This window comes from Naasia sp. SYSU D00057 (assembly GCF_017916505.1).
Lineage (GTDB): Bacteria > Actinomycetota > Actinomycetes > Actinomycetales > Microbacteriaceae > Naasia.
On sequence record NZ_JAFMSZ010000001.1, the window covers coordinates 661,138 to 679,620 of the forward strand.

Below are 18,483 nucleotides of genomic sequence, written 5' to 3' on the forward strand. Positions count from 1 at the left end.
GGGCCGGCAGGGCGAGGCGGGTCAGTCGAGGTAGCCGAGCGCGAGCGACTCCCGGTAGCCCGCGAGGTCGAACGTCCACACGTTCGTTCGGATGCGATGGCCCGGCGGATACTCGGAGTCCTCCTCGCCGCGGAAGGAGAAGCCGACCCTCTGGCAGATCGCGTTGGACGCGGCGTTGTCCACGCGCGGATTGGCGACGAGCAGCGGGCGGTCGCCGTGCTCGGCGGCGTCACGCACCAGCAGGCGGAGCGCGTCGGTCGCGTAGCCCTGCCCCTGATGCCGGGTGAGGATCGACCAGCCCGCCTCCTGCACCGGCTGGTCGTGCCACTCCGAGAGCCACCAGCCGATGATCCCGACCGCGGGATCGGCCGGGGAGGCGATGCGGAACATGCGGGCTTTCCCCTCGCGCATGAGGCGCTGGTACTTCTCGTGTCGCCGCTGCAGCGCCTCGTCCGACTCCGGGCCGCCGAGGTAGGTCATCATCTCGGGCGCGTTCTGCTCGACGAGGAGCGGGAAGTCGTCCCCGGTGTAGGGGAACAGCGTCACTGCCATGGTGCGAACCTACGGGCTGAGGTGCGGCAGGGGAACGCCGTCCCGCCCGCCCACGTCTATTGCCTGGGCGTAGCAAATCAAGGAGAAATTCATCCTGAACGGCCCCGATCCCCATGGGCGCCCACGATCGGCTCCGATTCTCCTTGATTCGTCACCGACCCGGATCAGGAGCGGGAGGACGCCGCCGAGGCTCGGTAGGCGCGGGTGAGGTAGTCCTCGAAGGTGCGGGTGCCGTACGGCTCCCCCGGCACCAGGTTGGCGCTCGCATCGAGCGCGGCGAACAGCCGGCCGGGCAGTCGCAGCGGGACGATCCGCCGCTTCGTCCCGGTCGCCACACGCCACCGCTCGGCCAGCTCAGGTGCGAAGCGCACCTCGGGGCCGCCGACGTCCGCCGCCCGGCCCACGGGCGCTGCGGTCGCGAGGTCGGCGAGCCGCACGGCGAGGTCCTCCTCCGCGATGGGCTGCAGGCGGACCGACGGGACGATCAGGACCGGCAGCCGCCGCTGAGCCGACAGGAGGCGATCGACGAACGAGTGGAACTGCGTCGCACGCTGGACGGTGTGCGGCAGGCCGGATTCCTCCACGATCCGCTCGATCGCCAGCCGCTGGCGGTAGAAGCCGAACGGGATGCGGTCGATCCCGACGATCGAGATGAGCACGAAGTGCCCCACCCCCGCCTCGCGGGCGGCCTCGGTCAGCCTGCGGGCGATGGCCAGATCCCGTCCACTGTCCGTCGTGGCCGTGTGGACCACCACGTCGACGCCCCGCAGCGCCTCCGCCAGCCCGGCCCCCGTCGTCAGGTCGGCCGCGACGCGGTCCGGCCCCGTTGTGCGGCTGAGCCCGCGCACGTCGAGTCCCCGCCGCTGGAGCTCCTCGAAGGTCGGCCGGCCCAGGTGTCCGGTGGATCCTGCGACGAGGTATGTGGTCATGGCTATCCTTTCCCGCGGCACGGTGTCCGCTCCTGTCTATCCGGACAGGGCAGCGACCCGGAACGTGACAGGAGGCGAGTCGCGGTGAGCACGAGCGCGATCGACGAGGCCGGACAGCGCACCTTCGAGCAGGTGCGCCCGCGCCTGTTCGGCATCGCGTACCGCATGCTCGGCACCGCCGCCGAGGCGGAGGACGTCGTGCAGAGCGCGTGGCTGCGGTGGCAGGGCGCCGACCGCGACGCCGTCCGCGAGCCGGCCGCCTTCCTCGCGACAACGGTGACCCGGCTCGCGCTCAACGAGCTCGACTCGGCGCGTGCCCGCCGCGAGGTGTACGTGGGACCGTGGCTGCCGGAGCCGGTGTCGACCGCCGAGGACCCCGCGCTCGGCGCGGAGCGCGGGGAGGCTCTCGAACTCGCCGTCGTCCTGCTGCTCGAGCGCCTCTCCCCCGCGGAGCGCGCCGCCTACGTGCTGCACGAGGCGTTCGGCTATCCGTTCCGGCAGGTCGCCGAGGTGCTCGAGGTGAGCGAGGCGAACGCGCGCCAGCTTGCGAGCCGCGCCCGGACCCGCCTCGAGCAGGACCGAGGTCGCCGCGCCGACCCCGCCCAGCGCGCGCGGCTGTTCGAGGCGTTTCTCATGGCGGCACGCGCCGGCGACCTCGAGCGGCTGGAGGCGGTGCTCACGGCGGACGTCGTGTCGATGTCCGACGGCGGCGGCGTCGTGCAGGCCGCTCGCAAGCCGGTGCAGGGTCGCGACCACGTGGCGCGGTTCGTGCTCGGCGTGCTCGAGAAATTCAGTCAGGGCGACGACTTCGAGCTGGCCGAGCTCAACGGTCAGCCAGCAGTGCTTGCGATCCGCGACGGCAGGGTGCGCGGCGTCGTCACCATGGACGCGTCGCCCGAGGGCATCGACCGGCTCATGTTCGTGATCAACCCGGACAAGCTCGCACGGCTCACGCCGGTGGCCGCCTGAGAAGGGCTGTCACATCAGGCGGCGCAGCCCGGTCCCAGTCAGCGAACCGGAAGGACCCGTCATGACTCTGCTGCTCCGCCTCTGCCTCGCCGTGCTGTTCCTCACCGAGCTGGTCGTCGGCGCCTGGAACCAGTTCGCTCCCGCGAGCTTCTACCGCGACTTCCCCACCGTCGACCTCACCCCGCCGTTCAGCGAGCACTACGCCCGGGACTTCGGCGGCGCCACCCTCGGCATCGCGCTGCTGCTCGGCATCGCGATGGTCGCTCCCCGCATCGAGTTCGCCCTGCCCGCGCTGCTCGCGTACGAGGTGTTCTCGATCCCGCACTTCGTCTTCCATCTGGCGCACCTCGAGCACGCGACGCCATCGGAGGCGGTCGGGCTGACGCTCTCGAACGGCGCCGTCGCGCTCGTCGGGCTGATCGGTATCGCGCTCGTCGTCGCTCGGCATGCCCGATCCCGGCGCACGACGGCCGGGTCGACGGCGGAGGCGACCAGGCTGCCGGACGCGACCACGCTGCCGTCGGCTTCGGCCCGCTGACCAATCGACGGACGCGCCGGCGCCCGAGGCATCGATGTGTGTCGACGTCGGGCTTCCGCCCAGCCGACGCCGACGGCCCCGGCCGCGCGAGCGACCGGGGCCGTGGGATGGCGTCAGCGGGACGCCGCCGCGGTGGGGATCAGTTTCCGGCGTCGACGAAGGTGGCGTCCCGCACATCGTCCACGGTCGGCTCTGTGGTGATGACGCCCTGCTCGAACAGGAGGTCGATCGTCCCCTGCCAGACCTCGTCGGTCATCGTGCCGAGGCCGTTCTCCTCGGTGTCCTCGCTCGTGAAGGTGTCGTCGATGTCGGCTTGGAGCTGCTCGGTGTAGAGCGCGACGTTGTCCGACAGCTCCGGGTTGGAGTCGGCGAGGATCTGCGCCGCCTCCTCCGGGTTGTCGATCGTGTACTCGAGCGCCTTGAGATAGGCGTTCGTGAAGCGCTGCACGAGGTCGGGGTTGCTCTCGATCATCTCGTCGGTGGTGAAGATGCCAGTGCCGTAGACGTCGTAGCCGAAGTCGGAGCCGTGCAGGATGGAGAGCTCGCCGGCGGCCTTCTGCAGGATCGGGACCTCGGCGTCCGTGTAGCAGGGAACCGTGTCCACCTGATCGGTGACGAGGTAGCTCTCGTACGGCGGGGTGACGGTGAGCTCGGTGAGGTCGTCCTGGGAGAGGCCGTTCGCCGCGAGCAGCGCCTTGTAGAAGATGTAGGTGGAGCCGGAGGCCTGCACCCCGACCTTCAGGCCCTTCAGGTCGTCGGGCGTCTCGAGCGTGAACCGCTCCGCCTTGGTGCACATCGCGAGGGGCGAGTGCTGGTTCGTCGCGAGCAGCGCCTTCACCGGGATGTCCTGCGAACGCGCGACGACGAGAGTCGGCAGGTCGGAGACGCCGAAGTCGCCCTGCCCCTGCCCGACGAGGCGCAGGGTGTCACCCGAGCTCGTGCCCGTGAGGATGTCGTCGACGACGATCCCCTCGTCCGCGAAGAAGCCCTTCGCGTCGGCCACGAAGAGGGGCGAGTGCAGCCCTCGGGGCTGGTAGTCGAGCTGAATCGTGATGTGGTCGGCGTCGGCCGGGGCCTCGGAGCCGCCGGCCCCCGTTCCGGAACCTGAGCCGGAGCCCGACCCGCCGGCACAGCCGGCCAGCATCGTGACCGCGGCGGCTGCCGCGAGGACGGCGGTCTTCTTGAGATGGTGCATTGCTGTGTCTCCTTGACGAGGTGAGGTGGCGCTGCTGGGAGGGGGGTGGAGCCGGGTCAGGCGTCGGTGGCGGCGAGGTGCGGGAAGCGTCGGCGCATGACGAACTCGAGCAGGCCGACCAGGTAGTAGAGAACGAGGCCGAGCACCGAGACGACGATCAGCGCCGCGAACATCGACGCGGTGTCGAGCTGGGTCGACGCGAACTGGATCCGGTGTCCGAGTCCGGCCTGCGACCCCGAGAACTCGGCCACGACCGCTCCGATGACCGCGAGGGTGATTCCGATGCGGAGGCCGGCGAAGAGGTACGGCAGGGCGGTGGGGATCTGGATGCGCGCGAGGATCTGGTTGCGTGTCGAACCGACCGACTTCATGAGAAGCAGGAGGTCCTCGTCGACGCGTTTGAGGCCGAGCACCATGTTGATGGTGATCGGGAAGAACGCCATGACGACGATGAGCACGAGCTTCGGGGTCATGCTGTAGCCGAACCAGAGGATGAAGATCGGTGCCAGCGCGACCTTCGGCACCACCTGGAACAGGACGACGAGCGGATACACGGCCCGCTCCACCCAGGCGAACCGCACCACCAGCAGCGCGAGGACGATCCCCACCACGATGCTGATGAGGAACCCGAGCACGACCTCCGCGGTCGTGACCCAGGTGTCCTCGAGGAGCAGCTGCCACTTGGCGACGATCGTCGTGAGGATCTCGGTGGGCTTCGCGATGACGTAGCTCGACACTCCGAGCACGTTGACCGCGAGCTCCCAGAGCACGACGAGCGCGGCCGCGAAGAGCAGCGGCGGCCAGGCGCGGCCCCAAGTGCGGGCGAGAGACGGCCGCGCGGGCGCCTTCGTGCTCCCGAGCGCGCGGGCTTCGTTCAGTGCGGTCATGGGTCACACCCTCGCTTCCGGGCCGACCAGCTGCTCGCGCAGGTGGGTCGAGTAGGTCAGGAACTCGGAGGTGTCGAGCACTTCCGCCCGGCGCGGCCGGTCGAGCGCGATGGTCACCTCCTCGACGATGCGACCGGGGTCGCTCGCCATGACGTGGATGGTGTCCGAGAGGAACACCGCCTCCGAGATCGAGTGCGTGACGAACACGATCGTCTTGCCTGTGGCGGCCCAGATGCCGGCGAGCGTCTCGTTCATCGCGTCGCGGGTGATCGCGTCGAGGGCGCCGAACGGCTCGTCCATCAGCAGGATCTCGGGGTCCATGGCGAGCGCTCGGGCGATCGAGACGCGCTGCGCCATCCCGCCGGAGAGCTCGTGGGGCAGCCGGTCCGCCGCGTGCGTGAGGCCGACGAGCTCGAGCGCCCGGTCCGCCGCTCCGTCGCCGCGGGTCCCCTTCTTCGCGAGATCGCGCAGCATCGCCACGTTCTCGCGCGCGGTCTTCCACGGCAGCAGGGCCGGCCGTTGCAGGACGAGGCCGATGTCCTTCCGGGCGACGGCGTCGGCGGCCGTCGACTCGCCGATGTGCACCGATCCTTCCGTCGGCTGGAGGATCCCGCCGAGGATCTTGAGTAGAGTGCTCTTCCCGCAGCCGGAGGGCCCCAGCAGCGTGACGAAGCTGCCCGCCGCGATGTCGAGGTCGAGGCTCTCGAGGACCGTGGTCGATGCCCCGCGTCGGCTGAAGGTCATCCCGATGCCCCGCGCAGTGATTCCCGAAGACGCCATCTGGTGCGGCCTTCCCTTCGCCATTGCTCTCATATCCTGAGAACTGTTTCTCGCATGTGCATAGAGACTGCTCCCTATCGGCCCCGGTCTCAAGACCTCCGCGAGGGTTTCTCGGATCTGTAACGCGACCGAAACGGCATCGGCGGCACGGGAAACACGACGTTCACGTGGCGCGCCGCGGGAGCAGTCGGAGGCGCTAGCGTCCTTCGCAGCGCGATGGCCCGACCGATCCTCGGCGAAGGGAACCGCACCGGATGAGCACCGACGAGGCGCAGCAGTACATCGACGACATGGCCAGGGCGCGCGGCTACGTGCTCGACTACCACCGCGTCATGGCCAAGCAGGACTTCCCTGTCCTCAAGGCCGCGAACGCCCTGGTCAACGCCGCCTACCTCGAGCAGCGCTCTCTCGATCGCCGCACGAAGGAGCTCATCTTCATCGTCTCGCTCACGGTGATGCGCGCCTCCCTTCCGCACATCGAGAGCCACATCAGGGTGGCGCTCGACCTCGGCGTGTCGCCCACCGAGATCCTCGAGGCGATCGAGATCGCCCTGCCGGAGGCGGGCGTCGTCGCGTTCCAGGTCGGCTTCGAGGCGTGGAAGAACGTCGTCGGCGCCGAGGGCCTGGAGCCCACCGTCGCCGCGCACGGCTCCACCGCACGCAGCACGGACGAGCCGACTGCCACCCCTGCCTAGACTGCGGTCCGTGGCCGACGACGCCGATCCCCGAGAGCCGCCGCCGGGTCCGCTGCGGACTCCGGATGGCCGGTACCTGATCGTGCGGGGCCGTCTGTGGCGCACCACGGACCCGACCCTCGACCCCGCCGAGCGCGACGCGCTCGTCGCCGAGCTGATGGCCGCGCGCCGAGAGAAGAAGGCCGGCCTCGTGAGCGGGGACACCGCCGACATCCGCACCGCTCGCGAGCGCGTCGACGCGGCGAAGCGCCGGCTGGGCGAGCGAGGGCCGGTCTGGTGGACCGACGGCGCACCCGACCTCAACCGAAGACTCGTGCAGAACACGCCCTACGCCGCCTGGTATGCGCAGCAGGAGGGCGCGGACGACAGCTGAGCCCGCCGCCGTGCCCGGCCGGCGCCGATCCTCCTTGTGCGCGGATCCCCTCGCGCGCCACCCCTTTGTCCCGCGAACCGGGAATCGGAAGGATCGGAGGGTGACCACTCCTCCGGATCGCCTCCTCGAGCTCGCTCGCACCTTCGACATCTCGACGTCGTACGACGACTGGCAGGGCCGCCACGTCGACGTGCCGGAGGCGACGATCGCCGGCATCCTCGCCGCGATGGGTGTCGACGCCGCAGCGCCGGACGCCCTCGAGTCCCGGCAGAGGGCGGTGTGGGGGCGCACGCTGCCCGCCTGCCTGGTCGTTCCCGAGGGGGAGGCGGCGGTCCTCGTCGCGCACATCGACGAGGGCACGGACCTCGACGTAGCCCTCGAGCTCGAGGACGGCGGCCGCCGTCCCCTTCCCCGGCGTGAGGGCGTGTCGGACACCCGCACCGTCGACGGACGCACGGTGAGCGGAGTGACCTACGACGTGCCGGCGGATCTGCCGACCGGCTACCACACCGTGCGGGCAGGCGACGAGGAGGGCGCCCTCATCGTCACCCCGCGCTGGCTCGGACTGCCGGAGAGCCTCGGCGACTCCCGCACCTGGGGCTTCGCCGCGCAGCTCTACAGCGCGCGCTCCCGCAGGTCGTGGGGCGTCGGCGACCTCGGTGACCTCACCGCTCTCGCCACCTGGTCGGCCGGCGAGCTCGGCGCCGGCTACGTCCTCGTGAACCCGCTGCACGCGGCCGAGCCCGTCCCGCCGATGGAGCCGTCGCCCTACCTGCCGTCCTCCCGCCGGTTCTTCAACCCGCTCTACATCCGCGTCGAGGACGTCCCCGAGTACGGGCAGCTCGACGACGAGGAGCGCGCCGGCGTCGACGCCCTCGGCCAAGAAGTGCACGAGGAGCTCGACGGGAAGGACGTCATCGACCGCGACGCGTCCTGGACGGCGAAGCGGGCCGCCCTCGAGCTGCTTAACCGGGCCCAGCGGACGCCGGAGCGCGAGGAGGCGTACCGCGCCTACCGCGAGCTGCACGGCGAGGCCCTGCGGCAGTTCGCCGCCTGGAACGTGATCGCCGTCGAGCACGGCAACGACTACCGGCAGTGGCCGGAGGACCTGCAGGAAGCAGGCGGCGACGCCGTCGCCGACCACATCGCCCAGCACGAGCAAGACCTCGACTTCGAGATGTGGCTGCAGTGGATCCTCGACGAGCAGCTGCAGCGGGCCCAGGCGCGGGCGGTCGAGGCCGGGATGCCGCTCGGCATCATGCACGACCTCGCCGTCGGCGTTCATCCGGGCGGCGCGGACGCGTGGCGGCTGCGTGACGCGTACGCCGTCGGGGTGCGGGTCGGCGCTCCGCCGGACCCGTTCAACCAGATGGGCCAGGACTGGCAGCAGCCGCCGTGGCGCCCGGACAAGCTCGAGGAGCTCGCGTACGCGCCGTTCCGCGACCTCATCCGCAACGTGCTCCGGCACGCGGGCGGGGTGCGGATCGACCACATCATCGGGCTGTTCCGGCTGTGGTGGGTTCCCGAGGGCGCCTCCCCCGCCGACGGCACCTACGTCCGCTACGACCACCGGGCGCTGATCGGCATCCTCGCCCTCGAGGCGCAGCGCGCGGGCGCCGTGGTCGTCGGCGAGGACCTCGGGGTCGTGGAGCCGTCCGCCCGCGAGTACCTCGCGAAGCGCGGCGTGCTCGGCACCTCGATCCTCTGGTTCGAGCGCGACGGCGAGGGGAACCCCCTGCCCGCCGAGAGGTGGCGCGAGCTGTGCCTCGCCTCCGTCACCACGCACGACCTGCCTCCGAGCGCCGGATACCTCGAGGGCGTGCATGTCGAGCTGCGCGACCGCCTCGGCCTGCTGACGCGGCCGGTCGCGGAGGAGAAGGCGGCCGACGAGAAGGATCGCGAGAGCTGGCTGGACGAGCTGCGCGGTCGGGGCCTCCTCGGCGAGGATGCCACGCTCGACGAGGAGGTGACCGCGCTCCACCGCTACCTCGCGCTCGCGCCGTCCCGCCTGCTCGGGGTCGCGCTCACGGATGCGGTCGGCGATCGGCGCACGCAGAATCAGCCGGGCACGCTCGACGAGTACCCGAACTGGCGGATCCCCCTGTCCGGCCCGGACGAGAAGCCGATCCTGCTCGAGGACGTGTTCCGGTCCGAGCGCGCCGCCGCGCTCGCAAAGGCGCTGACCGCGGACATCGACAGGGGCTGAGCGCGGACCGTCGTCAGGCGCCAGCCGGGACCCGGTCCTGCGGCGGCCGAGCCCGCCGACGGACACCCCAGAGCGCCCAGCCGGCGGCGAGCGGCGGGGCGAGGAACGGGGCCGCCGCCATCAGCACCACGCCGAACGTGACCGCGAAGGCGGCACCCGCAGCGACGGCGAGCAGCGCACGGACTCCCCTGCCGCCCGGGAGGGCCGCTCCGACGGTCAGGGCGCCCGCCACGGCGGTCACTCCCACCGACAGCATCAGGAGCTGCCACTGCCAGAACGAGTCCCCGAGCAGGCCGGCGACCGGCGCGGCGGCCGCGACGACGAGGGCGACGGCGACCAGCGCGGCGACCAGATGGATGAGCGCTCTGCGGCCGGGGTTCCGGGATGCGAGCACCAGGTCGAGGCTCAGCACGAGCGGGAGGGCGCAGAGGTTGCCTACCGCCATGCCGAGCTGCATCGTCTGCGTCGCGTCGAGGATCACGACGCCCCAGGTGCTTCCGGTGAGCGCCAGGGCGATCGCGAGGGCGCCGGCCGCCGCGGCGGACCAGGCGAGGGCGCGGGCGGGCACGACAGGGACCGGGCGCGGACGAGAGGCGACGGGAACCCCGCGCGCCGGCCGCTCGACCGGGAGCGCGCGCGGCCGAATCGCCAGGACCAGCAGAGCGAAGCTCGCGATGACGGTCGTCGCGGGAGCGAGCAGCGCGGCGCCGACGATGGGCGATCCGACGGCGCCGATCAGGAGCGCCAGCAGCCAGCGGGCGGATGGGACCCGGGGGCCGGGCAGCACCGCCGCGGTCAGCGCGGCGATCGCGGCCGCGCCGAGCACCCACGCCGCGACGGCCGTCAGCAGGGTGACGCGGGTGTGGGGAGCGGCATCGAAGCCTGCGTCGGCCGCGTCGAATCCGGCGGACCAGGACAGCGCCGCTCCGAGCGCGGAGGCGCACGCGAGGGCTGCCAGGGCCGCCACCCCTGCGGCCCGGCGCGGGGAGAGCACGGCGCGGCGGGCGAGCAGGGTGACGAGCGCGGCGACCGCGAGTGCGGGAGCGAGTCCGACGGTGGCGGCCGTGCCGACCCAGGCGAGCCCGGCGACCGACAGCTCGAGGGCGAAGAAGAGGGTCAGGGCGGCGCCGGCGATCGCGACGAGAGCCGCCGCGCCCGCGACGAGGGCCTCCGGGCGGGCTGGCGCGCGTGTGCTCATGGCCGAAGTGTGGCAGTCCCCGGTCCTGCCGGACCAGATGCGCGCCACGACGATATGAACGTGCCTCTTCGGTTGCCGCGCCCGCGTCAGGCGCGCTTCGAGCGCATGGCCCGGGTGTGGGTGAGCGCGGCGTCCGCCTTCAGCCGCTCGTACTCCTCGGAGCCGAGCGGATAGGCGGCGACTCGGCCGTCGGCGTCGTGGTGGGTTCCCCAGCCGTAGCGCTTGCCGAGGGGCGAGGAGCGCAGGCACGGCTGCCCCTTCGAGAAGAAGCGCTCGCGGGCGGCGTCGCGCTCCTCCGGTGAAATGCCGGCGCGCTCCGCGTAGACCTCGAAGATCACCTCGTCCGAGGTGAACTGGTAAGGGTGTCCGGCGATCAGGTCGTGGTGCATCCCGGCGACCGTCTTGGCGCCGGCTTTCGCCGGCGGCACCTCGCCCTCCGTCACCGGGCAGTCCTCGGCGACCTCGATGAAGGTGTCGAAGTAGTTGGTCGTGTGCATGCCGGGCTCCGATCCGCTCGCCGTGGTGGCTCCTCCGCCATCCTGATCGGCCGCGGAACGGCGGTATAGGAGAAAGCCGACGAGCGTCACCCCGCGCGACGGGCACACTGGGAGGGTGACCACCTCGGACGGCGCCGCCGAGCGACGGCTCCGCCGCGACGAGCGGACCGGAGTCCTCCACCCCGACAACCTCGAGCGCTACGGGGCCCGCTGGTTCGAGCCCTCCCCCGCCGTCGCCGAGGTCGTCGACCGGTACTGGCACGTGCACTGGCAGCTGCCGCCAGGCGAGGTCATCGCACAGCGGATCATCGACTCCCCGTCGGTCACCCTGTCGATCGAGACGGGCGAGGTGCCGGCCCCGCTCGTCGTCACCGGGGTGCAGGAGAAGGCGTGGATGCGCGAGATCCGTGGCAGCGGCTCCGCGTTCGGGATCCGGCTGACGCCGGCCGGCCTGCCGGCGCTCAGCGCCCTGCGGCCCGAGCAGCTGGCCGGGCGGACCGTTCCGCTGACGCCCGACCTGGACCGGGACCTGCACGCCCTGCTCTCCGGGGTCGCGGCGGCGGGCACGCCCGAGGCGCAGGCCGTGGCCGCCGACGAGGCGCTCGCGTCCCGGATCGCCGAGCGGCCCCTGGCGGCGGAGCCGCTCCTCGCCAACGCAGTCGTCGCCGAGCTGACCCGCCGCGTCCGCACCCGCACCGGGCCCGACCTCGCAGAGCGGTTCGGAGTCAGCGAGCGCACTGTGCAGCGCGCTCTTCGCTCGACCCTCGGCAAGGGTCCGAAGTGGGTGAGCCGGCGCATCCGCCTCCAGGAGGTGGCGCGGTTGCTCGCGAGCGAGCCCGAGGTCGACCTCGCGGTGCTGTCCGCCGAGCTCGGCTACACGGACCAGGCCCACCTCATCCGCGACTTCCGCGAGGTGGCCGGAACCACTCCCGGCACCTACCGCCGATCGCTGCAGGCCCTCGCGCGCCCGGTCGACTGATGCCCCGGCTCGCCGTCGACATCGACCCTGAGCTGACGTTCCTGCTGCCGCGCGGCCGGCGGCGGAGTCCCCTCGAGGTCGACGCCGGAGCCACCGACACCGCCGGCCACATCGTGCAGAGCCTCGGCATCCCGCTGACCGAGGTCGGGGAGCTCCGGCTGGACGACCGGCTCATCCCGCGTGCGGAGCAGCGCCGCGCGCCGATCGGAAGCGCAGCGCTGCTCGCCGTGCATCGGCGGCCGCGCCCCCAGCCGCACGCGGGTCGGTTCCTGCTCGACGTCCACCTCGCCGCGCTCGCCCGGCGGATGCGGCTGCTGGGGATCGACACCGCGTACGAGCCGGATGCGGACGACGGACGGCTCGCGGACTGGGCTGCCCGCGAGCAGCGGGTGCTCCTCACCCGGGACGTGGCGCTGCTCTCCCGCGCCGTGGTCCCGGACGGCGCGCTCCTGGTGCACGACGATGTCGCCGATCAGCTCGACGATGTGCTCGACCGATTCGCCCCCGCCCTCGCGCCGTGGACCCGCTGCCTCGTCTGCGGGGAGGCGCTCGGTGCGGTCGCCGCGGAGGACGTCGCGAGCGAGGTCGAGCCCGGGACGCTCCGCACGTATCGCGACTTCGCCCGCTGCACCGGCTGCGGGCGCGTCTACTGGCGCGGCGCGCACTCCCGTCGCCTCGAGGGGATCGTCGAGCACGCTCGAGACCGCGTGAGACGAAGCTCGACGGCCGAGGGCGGCGGCGAGGCGCTCGGCTGATTCGCCCCTTCCGTTCACGCGTCGGAAACCGACGGCGAGAAGAATCTCGGGCGGTCCACGTTCCGCAGCTCGACTCGTCACGACGAGGCGGGCTCGGAACGGAACCGGCAGGCGAGAACGAGGAACCGGAGGAAACATGGGCACCATCACGACGACCGACGGCACCGAGATCTTCTACAAGGACTGGGGCTCCGGCCAGCCCATCGTCTTCAGCCACGGCTGGCCGCTGTCCGCGGACGACTGGGACGCCCAGCTGCTGTTCTTCGTCCAGCACGGCTTCCGGGTCATCGCCCACGATCGGCGCGGGCACGGGCGGTCGACGCAGACGAGCGACGGGCACGACATGGACCACTACGCCGCTGACCTGGCGGCGCTCACCGAGCACCTCGACCTGCAGGACGCGATCCACGTCGGCCACTCGACGGGCGGCGGCGAGGTGGTGCACTACATCGCCCAGCACGGCGAGGCGCGGGTGGCGCGGGCTGTGCTGATCAGCGCGGTTCCGCCGATCATGGTGCAGACCGAGAGCAACCCCGGCGGGCTGCCGAAGTCGGTGTTCGACGACCTGCAGGCGCAGCTCGCGGCGAGCCGGACCGACTTTTACCGCGCGCTCCCGTCCGGCCCGTTCTACGGCTACAACCGCCCCGGGGTGGAGCCGTCCGAGGCGGTCATCGAGAACTGGTGGCGGCAGGGGATGATGGGCGGCGCCAAGGCGCACTACGACGGGATCGTCGCCTTCTCGCAGACCGACTTCACGGAGGACCTGAAGAAGATCACCGTGCCGGTCCTCGTGATGCACGGCGACGACGACCAGATCGTGCCCTACGAGGACTCCGCGCCGCTGTCCGCGAAGCTGCTGCAGAACGGCACGCTGAAGACGTACCCCGGCTTCCCGCACGGCATGCCCACCACGCAGGCGGAGACGATCAACGCCGACCTGCTGGAGTGGATCCGGTCCTGACACCGTCGCCGGCGGAGGCGGCGACGCGTCGTCCTCGCCTCCGCGCGGCGGTCAGGAGAGGTCGAGCCGGCGGGCGGTCGCCGCGTTGACGGCGTCCGCGACAGCATCCGCGCGGCCCGGCGCATAGGCGTCGATCGTGTCGCCCGCGATGGCGGCCACGAGCGCCATCGCGAACCGCGGATTGCGGGCGACCACCGGACCGTGCAGGTGCGTGCCGAAGAGGCTGCCCAGGCGGATGCCGTCGCTGCCGGTGCCGTTGCCCGCGCCCCGCACGACGCCGCCGAGCGGCGTCACCCCCTCGTCGAGCGTCAGGCCGCGCCCGTGGTTCTCGTACCCGAACAGGCGCCCCCAGGCCGAGTCGACCACGAGGTCGCCGGCCACGCGTCCCGGCAGGGCGGTCGCCTCGCCGGGCACCAGGCCGAGCCCGTCGATCGCGCCGTCGGGAAGCTCGACGCGGCGGCTCAGAAGCTCGACGCCGGTGCCGACGACGAGCAGCGGGACGTCCGCGGCGAGCCATCCGGTGAGCTGCCCGCGAAGCGTCGCGAGAGCGTCCCGGGTGCGCTCGAGGGCGGAGTCGACGCCGGAGCCGAGCACGACGGCCGCGGGCGAGAAGCCGGGCGCCGGGTCGCCCTCGGCGAGCGGCACGACCTCCGCGTCCGCTCCCGCCCACTCGAGGCGGCGGGCGAGGGCGAGCGCGTTCTCGCCGTCGCCGTTGACGTTGGTGAGCTCCGGGAAGAGCTGCAGGATGCGGTGCGTCATTGGGCGAGTCCCAGGTGGCTGCGGGTGCGGCGCATGGGGTCCGCGGTGAAAACGATGGTCTTCACGCCGCGCTCCGGTTCGGGCAGGGCGAGGAAGCGGTCGAGGGCCGCCGCCAGGTCGGGCTCGATCTCGTCGACCTGCACCCCCTGGTAGATCAGCTGGAGCGCCATCTCCTGCGCCTTCGACCCGGTGACGATCCGTGCCCGACCGATGCGGGACGCGTCGACCGGCCAGAAGTAGGACGGGTCGGCGACGTCCGACCCCATCGCCACCAACACCTGGTCGAGGCCCTCGTCGAGCTCGTCGACGTTCAGCTGGAAGCTGGCCGGATTCTGCACGAGCACGAACTCGACCTGCTTGCCCTGCACCGTGACGACCTCGCCGCGCCCGAAGACCGCGGGCATCGCCGAGATCGCGGCGACCGCCACGGCCGCGTCGAACCCGTCGCCGAGGAGCGATCGCGCAGCGGCGAGGGCCGCCGCGGCGTCGACGGCGTAGTGGATGCCCCTCGCCGGCAGTCCCACCTCGTGGATGGCGCCGTCGAACGCGATGGATGCCGAGCGGCCGGAGACACCCGTGACCATGGTGCCGCCGTCGAAGCGGGCGACCGTGGTCTCCGCGTAGCCGAGGCCCCGCGGGAGGGCGGCGAGGACCTGCTCGGAGACGCCGAAGAGCTCCACCGTGGGCGTGCCGGCGCCGCGCGGCGCTTGCGCGGGTCCGGGTCCGGCCTCGTCGAAGAGCGACTGGAGGGTGGAGGCGTCCGAGGCGTCCGAGGCGTCCGCATGGTGGTTCCGAGACGGCGCCTGCGGCGATTCCTCAACCTCGGGGGGCGCATCCGCCAGCCGCATGAGCATGGCGTCGTCGGCGTTGAGGATCAGCTTGTCCGTCGCGCGCGACGCGATCTGGCGCAGGTAGGCGAGCACCTTCTCGCTGTCGTGGAAGCGGTCGATCTGGTCGGTCATGACGTTCGTGAGCACGACCGTGCGCGCCTCGAACTGCGGCGAAAGGAGCGCACCGTGCCCCTCGTCCATCTCGAGGACCGCCATGTCCGCGTCGATGCGCCCGGTCAGCGACACCCGCTCCAGCAGCGCCGAGGTGAGGCCCTGGCTGATGTTCGCGGTCGACGGGTTGGTGAAGATCCGCTTGCCGTGCGCCTCGAGGACGGTGACCAGCATCTTCGTGGTGGTCGACTTGCCCGACGAGCCGGAGACGACGACGAGCCCCTCCGGGAAGTGCGACAGCACGGAGCCGAGGAAGCCGGGCGAGAGCTTGTTGACCACGAGGCCGGGGACGGCGGAACCTCCCCCGCGCTTGCGCAGGCGGGCGGCGGTCCGCGCGGCGCGGCCGACCAGGACGGCGGGTGCCCAATGGATTCCAGGCGGTCGAGTCGTCATCCGGTCCAGTCTCCCAGACGGGGTCCGGCCGACGCGTTCAGCGCGGGTCCCGGGCGGGTCGCCTGCCGGCCCGCCCGAGACTCCGCTCAGGCCGCCTCGTCGTCGTCCGCGGCGCCCTGAAGGTTGTGCAGGATCGACGGGCGGCTCGGCGCCCAGCCGAAGGTCTCCTTGGCGCGGCGGCCGCTCGCCTGCTGATCGAGCAGCAGCGCGTCCGCGAACGCGGCGCCCAGGCGGGCGCGCGTCTCCTCCGCGGTCTCCGGCGCCACGGCGCCGCCCGCGCCGGCGGCCGCCTCCGCCAGCTCCCGAACGGTCGGGCTGATACCGCTCGCGCCGATGTAGGTGCCACCGCCCGGCGCATGCTCGAGGACGCGGACGTAGAGGTCGGCGAGGTCGTCGACGTGCACGGTGGCCCAGTGCTGCGTCCCGTCGCCGACGAGGCGCAGCGCCCCGTGCTCGTCGCGCGGCGCGTCGGCGATCACGCTGACCGGGATGCCGATGCCGTAGCCGTAGACGATGCCCGGCGCGACCAGGGACGCCTTCACGTCGGAGTCGAGGATCCGCCGCTCCTGCTCCTGGCGCCACGCCGTCAGCGCGGGCGGGTTCTGCGGGTCGGCCTCGTCGATGTCGGTTCCGCTCCCCCACGACCACACTCCGCCGGTGTGCACGAACGGCTTGCCGGTGCCGCCGAACGCGTCGATGACGGCGTCGAGCACCGCCGCGTCCATCGCGGCTCCGCCCGCGGCCGAGTGGATCGAGCCGTCCGCCTCGCGCAGCAGCGCTCCGAACCAGGCGGGGTCGGTGATGTCGCCGATCACCGCCCGTGCACCCTTCGCCGCGACCCGACGTGCCGCCTCCTCGCTGCGGACGGCGACGGTCACGTCATGGCCCTTCGCGGTGAGCGCGTCGAGGACGGCGCCGCCGATGTAGCCGGTGCCGCCGGTGAGGAGGATGTGCATGTCGTCTCCGATCGAGTCGTGGGAAGCCTTGCTTGAGGCAACCGACCGGGAGCGCGCCTATTCCGCTCCGATCCGGCTGCGCGAGCTCCGCCTGGAAGGAGTGCTCGCGCGCCGATCAGGAGATCCCCCCTCCAGACGGCGTGTCGTCCTGAACCGCGCGCGAAACGGAGCGGATCGCCTGATCCGCGGAAAATCTCCTGATCCGCGCAGGAGGCCGGGCCACCCCCGGAACGGGAAAGGGCCGGCGCCCAGAGGCACCGGCCCTTTCGCCGTGAGGAGGTATCAGATCACTCGAGGTAGTCGCGCAGCGACTGCGAGCGGGACGGGTGGCGCAGCTTCGCCATCGTCTTGCTCTCGATCTGGCGGATCCGCTCGCGGGTCACGCCGAACGTGTCGCCGATCTGGTCGAGGGTCTTCGGCATGCCGTCGCCGAGGCCGAAGCGCATCCGGATGACGCCCGCCTCGCGCTCGCTGAGCGAGTCGAGAAGGCTCTCCAGCTGCTTCTGCAGCATCGTGAAGCCGACTGCGTCGGCCGGGACGACAGCCTCGGTGTCCTCGATGAGGTCACCGAACTCGGAATCGCCGTCCTCGCCGAGCGGCGTGTGCAGGGAGATCGGCTCGCGGCCGTACTTCTGCACCTCGATGACCTTCTCCGGGGTCATGTCGAGCTCGCGGCTCAGCTCCTCGGGCGTGGGCTCGCGGCCGAGGTCCTGCAGCATCTGCCGCTGCACGCGGGCCAGCTTGTTGATGACCTCGACCATGTGCACCGGGATGCGGATGGTGCGGGCCTGGTCGGCCATCGCGCGGGTGATCGCCTGGCGGATCCACCACGTGGCGTACGTGGAGAACTTGAAGCCCTTCGTGTAGTCGAACTTCTCGACCGCACGGATGAGGCCCAGGTTGCCCTCCTGGATCAGGTCCAGGAACTGCATGCCGCGGCCGGTGTAGCGCTTGGCGAGCGAGACGACGAGGCGGAGGTTCGCGCCGAGCAGGTGGCTCTTCGCCCGCTGACCGTCCTTCGCGACCCAGCGCAGCTCGCGGATGAGCTCCTTCGAGAGGTTTGCGCCCTCGTTGGCGAGCTTGTCCTCGGCGAACAGGCCGGCCTCGATCCGCATGGCGAGCTCGACCTCCTCGGCCGCGTTCAGCAGCGGGACCTTGCCGATCTGCTTCAGGTAGTCCTTGACCGGGTCCGCCGTGGCGCCGGTGATCGCCGTCGAGTAGACGGGAACCTCGTCCTCGTCGTCGACGAGGGAGAGGACGATCGCGTCCTGCGGTAGCTTCTCCTCCTCCTCGGTCGTCGCGGCGGCGGCGGCCGGCTTCGCGGCGCCCTCCTCCGAGTCGTCCGAGTCGGAGTCCGAGTCCTCGGCGTCGGAGTCGTCGGAGGACTCCGCGTCGGCGGCCTCGTCGCCGTCCTCAGCGGTGTCGTCGGTCTCCTCGATCGCGTCGGCGGCGGGCTCGACCGCGTCGAGGTCGGCGTCCACGTCCGTGGCGTCGTCGTCCTCGAGGTCGGGGTCGGCGGCGGCCGCCTTGGTGCCGCCCTTGGCGGTCTTCTTCGCGGCGGTCTTCGGGGTCGCGGCCTTCTTGGCGGCGGCCTTGGTGCCGGTCGTCTTCGAGGCCGCGCGCTTGGCGGGAGCCTTCGCGGGGGTCTCGGTCAGAACGTCGGCGTCGGCGGCCAGAACGGCCGTGACATCAGGGGAAGTCATCGGGTGTACACCTTTCCTACCGGTGGTCGGTGATGAGGGCGGACGGCTCGGAGGACGCTTGTTCAGCGTGGTGCGGGCAACACTTGGACCCATGTCAAGTCCTTCGGCCGGCGGCGCCGAAGCGCTACCGTCCTTTCCCAGGAGTTGAACGGGTCCT

Annotated in this window: 19 protein-coding genes; 8 read left to right on the top strand and 11 right to left on the bottom strand. The window is 71.9% G+C overall.

Annotation, left to right across the window (positions count from 1 at the left end; all coding sequences use genetic code 11):
- Nucleotides 1-21: 21 nt before the first annotated feature.
- Entirely contained in the window at nucleotides 22-552 is a 531-nt protein-coding gene (locus J3P36_RS03140; RefSeq protein WP_210505787.1) for a GNAT family N-acetyltransferase, read from the bottom strand.
- A 164-nt stretch (nucleotides 553-716) separates the two neighbouring features.
- Complete coding sequence (locus J3P36_RS03145; RefSeq protein ID WP_210505788.1) at nucleotides 717-1,481, bottom strand: SDR family oxidoreductase; 765 nt, start codon at nucleotides 1,479-1,481, stop codon at nucleotides 717-719.
- Between the two features lie 84 nt (nucleotides 1,482-1,565).
- Between J3P36_RS03145 and J3P36_RS03150 the strand changes: the two genes are divergently transcribed.
- Together J3P36_RS03150 and J3P36_RS03155 are read left to right on the top strand one after the other, a co-directional pair.
- Entirely contained in the window at nucleotides 1,566-2,450 is an 885-nt protein-coding gene (locus J3P36_RS03150; RefSeq protein ID WP_307806929.1) for an RNA polymerase sigma-70 factor, read from the top strand.
- Nucleotides 2,451-2,511: 61 nt separating this feature from the next.
- The gene (locus J3P36_RS03155) at nucleotides 2,512-2,988 is read left to right on the top strand and encodes a hypothetical protein (protein ID WP_210505789.1); all 477 of its coding nucleotides are present in this window, start codon (nucleotides 2,512-2,514) and stop codon (nucleotides 2,986-2,988) included.
- A 139-nt stretch (nucleotides 2,989-3,127) separates the two neighbouring features.
- On the opposite strand, the gene J3P36_RS03160 is transcribed toward J3P36_RS03155, so the two are convergent.
- The 3 genes from J3P36_RS03160 to J3P36_RS03170 are packed head-to-tail and all read right to left on the bottom strand — an operon-like array spanning nucleotide 3,128 to nucleotide 5,814.
- Nucleotides 3,128-4,183 carry an ABC transporter substrate-binding protein gene (locus J3P36_RS03160; RefSeq protein WP_210505790.1) on the bottom strand — a complete coding sequence of 352 codons (1,056 nt, stop codon included), beginning with the start codon at nucleotides 4,181-4,183 and terminating at the stop codon, nucleotides 3,128-3,130.
- A 56-nt stretch (nucleotides 4,184-4,239) separates the two neighbouring features.
- Nucleotides 4,240-5,070, bottom strand: a complete 831-nt coding sequence (locus J3P36_RS03165) for an ABC transporter permease (protein WP_210505791.1) — start codon at nucleotides 5,068-5,070, stop codon at nucleotides 4,240-4,242.
- A gap of 3 nt (nucleotides 5,071-5,073) precedes the next feature.
- On the bottom strand, nucleotides 5,074-5,814 hold the full coding sequence (locus J3P36_RS03170; protein WP_210505792.1) for an ABC transporter ATP-binding protein: 741 nt from the start codon (nucleotides 5,812-5,814) through the stop codon (nucleotides 5,074-5,076).
- A gap of 290 nt (nucleotides 5,815-6,104) precedes the next feature.
- Between J3P36_RS03170 and J3P36_RS03175 the strand changes: the two genes are divergently transcribed.
- The 3 genes from J3P36_RS03175 to malQ all read left to right on the top strand — a co-directional run bounded on the left by J3P36_RS03175 (nucleotide 6,105) and on the right by malQ (nucleotide 9,124).
- On the top strand, nucleotides 6,105-6,545 hold the full coding sequence (locus J3P36_RS03175; RefSeq protein ID WP_210505793.1) for a carboxymuconolactone decarboxylase family protein: 441 nt from the start codon (nucleotides 6,105-6,107) through the stop codon (nucleotides 6,543-6,545).
- Nucleotides 6,546-6,555: 10 nt separating this feature from the next.
- Nucleotides 6,556-6,918, top strand: a complete 363-nt coding sequence (locus tag J3P36_RS03180) for a hypothetical protein (RefSeq protein WP_210505794.1) — start codon at nucleotides 6,556-6,558, stop codon at nucleotides 6,916-6,918.
- A 100-nt stretch (nucleotides 6,919-7,018) separates the two neighbouring features.
- Nucleotides 7,019-9,124, top strand: a complete 2,106-nt coding sequence (gene malQ / locus J3P36_RS03185; RefSeq protein WP_307806930.1) for a 4-alpha-glucanotransferase — start codon at nucleotides 7,019-7,021, stop codon at nucleotides 9,122-9,124.
- Nucleotides 9,125-9,137: 13 nt separating this feature from the next.
- Here the strand turns inward: malQ and J3P36_RS03190 are convergent, their stop codons facing one another.
- Both J3P36_RS03190 and J3P36_RS03195 read right to left on the bottom strand, forming a co-directional pair.
- Nucleotides 9,138-10,322, bottom strand: a complete 1,185-nt coding sequence (locus J3P36_RS03190) for a hypothetical protein (protein WP_210505796.1) — start codon at nucleotides 10,320-10,322, stop codon at nucleotides 9,138-9,140.
- 86 nt (nucleotides 10,323-10,408) lie between these two features.
- Nucleotides 10,409-10,819 carry a DUF6157 family protein gene (locus J3P36_RS03195; protein WP_210505797.1) on the bottom strand — a complete coding sequence of 137 codons (411 nt, stop codon included), beginning with the start codon at nucleotides 10,817-10,819 and terminating at the stop codon, nucleotides 10,409-10,411.
- Nucleotides 10,820-10,934: 115 nt separating this feature from the next.
- Between J3P36_RS03195 and J3P36_RS03200 the strand changes: the two genes are divergently transcribed.
- From J3P36_RS03200 to J3P36_RS03210, 3 genes are all read left to right on the top strand, one after another.
- Nucleotides 10,935-11,798, top strand: coding sequence for an AraC family transcriptional regulator (locus J3P36_RS03200; protein WP_210505798.1), 864 nt, complete (start codon nucleotides 10,935-10,937; stop codon nucleotides 11,796-11,798).
- On the top strand, nucleotides 11,798-12,553 hold the full coding sequence (locus tag J3P36_RS03205; protein ID WP_210505799.1) for a Mut7-C RNAse domain-containing protein: 756 nt from the start codon (nucleotides 11,798-11,800) through the stop codon (nucleotides 12,551-12,553). Before J3P36_RS03200 ends, J3P36_RS03205 begins: the two co-directional genes overlap by 1 nt.
- Nucleotides 12,554-12,689: 136 nt before the next feature.
- Nucleotides 12,690-13,514: an alpha/beta fold hydrolase gene (locus J3P36_RS03210; protein WP_210505800.1), complete on the top strand. Its 825-nt coding sequence runs from the start codon at nucleotides 12,690-12,692 to the stop codon at nucleotides 13,512-13,514.
- Nucleotides 13,515-13,565: 51 nt separating this feature from the next.
- On the opposite strand, the gene J3P36_RS03215 is transcribed toward J3P36_RS03210, so the two are convergent.
- The 4 genes from J3P36_RS03215 to J3P36_RS03230 all read right to left on the bottom strand — a co-directional run bounded on the left by J3P36_RS03215 (nucleotide 13,566) and on the right by J3P36_RS03230 (nucleotide 18,326).
- Nucleotides 13,566-14,273: a glutamine amidotransferase gene (locus J3P36_RS03215; protein WP_210505801.1), complete on the bottom strand. Its 708-nt coding sequence runs from the start codon at nucleotides 14,271-14,273 to the stop codon at nucleotides 13,566-13,568.
- Nucleotides 14,270-15,667, bottom strand: a complete 1,398-nt coding sequence (locus tag J3P36_RS03220; protein ID WP_210505802.1) for a MurT ligase domain-containing protein — start codon at nucleotides 15,665-15,667, stop codon at nucleotides 14,270-14,272. The genes J3P36_RS03215 and J3P36_RS03220 overlap by 4 nt, the downstream gene beginning before the upstream one ends.
- An 86-nt stretch (nucleotides 15,668-15,753) precedes the next feature.
- Entirely contained in the window at nucleotides 15,754-16,623 is an 870-nt protein-coding gene (locus J3P36_RS03225) for an NAD-dependent epimerase/dehydratase family protein (protein WP_210505803.1), read from the bottom strand.
- A 287-nt stretch (nucleotides 16,624-16,910) separates the two neighbouring features.
- Nucleotides 16,911-18,326, bottom strand: coding sequence for an RNA polymerase sigma factor (locus J3P36_RS03230; RefSeq protein WP_246854122.1), 1,416 nt, complete (start codon nucleotides 18,324-18,326; stop codon nucleotides 16,911-16,913).
- Nucleotides 18,327-18,483 lie beyond the last annotated feature (157 nt).

Excerpts from the sequence above, each read along its gene's own strand:
- J3P36_RS03140 (WP_210505787.1), bottom strand. The coding sequence starts at position 552 with ATGGCAGTGACGCTGTTCCCCTACACCGGGGACGACTTCCCGCTCCTC.
- J3P36_RS03145 (WP_210505788.1), bottom strand. The coding sequence starts at position 1,481 with ATGACCACATACCTCGTCGCAGGATCCACCGGACACCTGGGCCGGCCG.
- J3P36_RS03155 (WP_210505789.1), top strand. The coding sequence starts at position 2,512 with ATGACTCTGCTGCTCCGCCTCTGCCTCGCCGTGCTGTTCCTCACCGAG.
- J3P36_RS03160 (WP_210505790.1), bottom strand. The coding sequence starts at position 4,183 with ATGCACCATCTCAAGAAGACCGCCGTCCTCGCGGCAGCCGCCGCGGTC.
- J3P36_RS03165 (WP_210505791.1), bottom strand. The coding sequence starts at position 5,070 with ATGACCGCACTGAACGAAGCCCGCGCGCTCGGGAGCACGAAGGCGCCC.
- J3P36_RS03170 (WP_210505792.1), bottom strand. The coding sequence starts at position 5,814 with ATGACCTTCAGCCGACGCGGGGCATCGACCACGGTCCTCGAGAGCCTC.
- J3P36_RS03175 (WP_210505793.1), top strand. The coding sequence starts at position 6,105 with ATGAGCACCGACGAGGCGCAGCAGTACATCGACGACATGGCCAGGGCG.
- J3P36_RS03190 (WP_210505796.1), bottom strand. The coding sequence starts at position 10,322 with ATGAGCACACGCGCGCCAGCCCGCCCGGAGGCCCTCGTCGCGGGCGCG.
- J3P36_RS03195 (WP_210505797.1), bottom strand. The coding sequence starts at position 10,819 with ATGCACACGACCAACTACTTCGACACCTTCATCGAGGTCGCCGAGGAC.
- J3P36_RS03205 (WP_210505799.1), top strand. The coding sequence starts at position 11,798 with ATGCCCCGGCTCGCCGTCGACATCGACCCTGAGCTGACGTTCCTGCTG.
- J3P36_RS03210 (WP_210505800.1), top strand. The coding sequence starts at position 12,690 with ATGGGCACCATCACGACGACCGACGGCACCGAGATCTTCTACAAGGAC.
- J3P36_RS03215 (WP_210505801.1), bottom strand. The coding sequence starts at position 14,273 with ATGACGCACCGCATCCTGCAGCTCTTCCCGGAGCTCACCAACGTCAAC.
- J3P36_RS03220 (WP_210505802.1), bottom strand. The coding sequence starts at position 15,667 with ATGACGACTCGACCGCCTGGAATCCATTGGGCACCCGCCGTCCTGGTC.
- J3P36_RS03225 (WP_210505803.1), bottom strand. The coding sequence starts at position 16,623 with ATGCACATCCTCCTCACCGGCGGCACCGGCTACATCGGCGGCGCCGTC.
- J3P36_RS03230 (WP_246854122.1), bottom strand. The coding sequence starts at position 18,326 with ATGACTTCCCCTGATGTCACGGCCGTTCTGGCCGCCGACGCCGACGTT.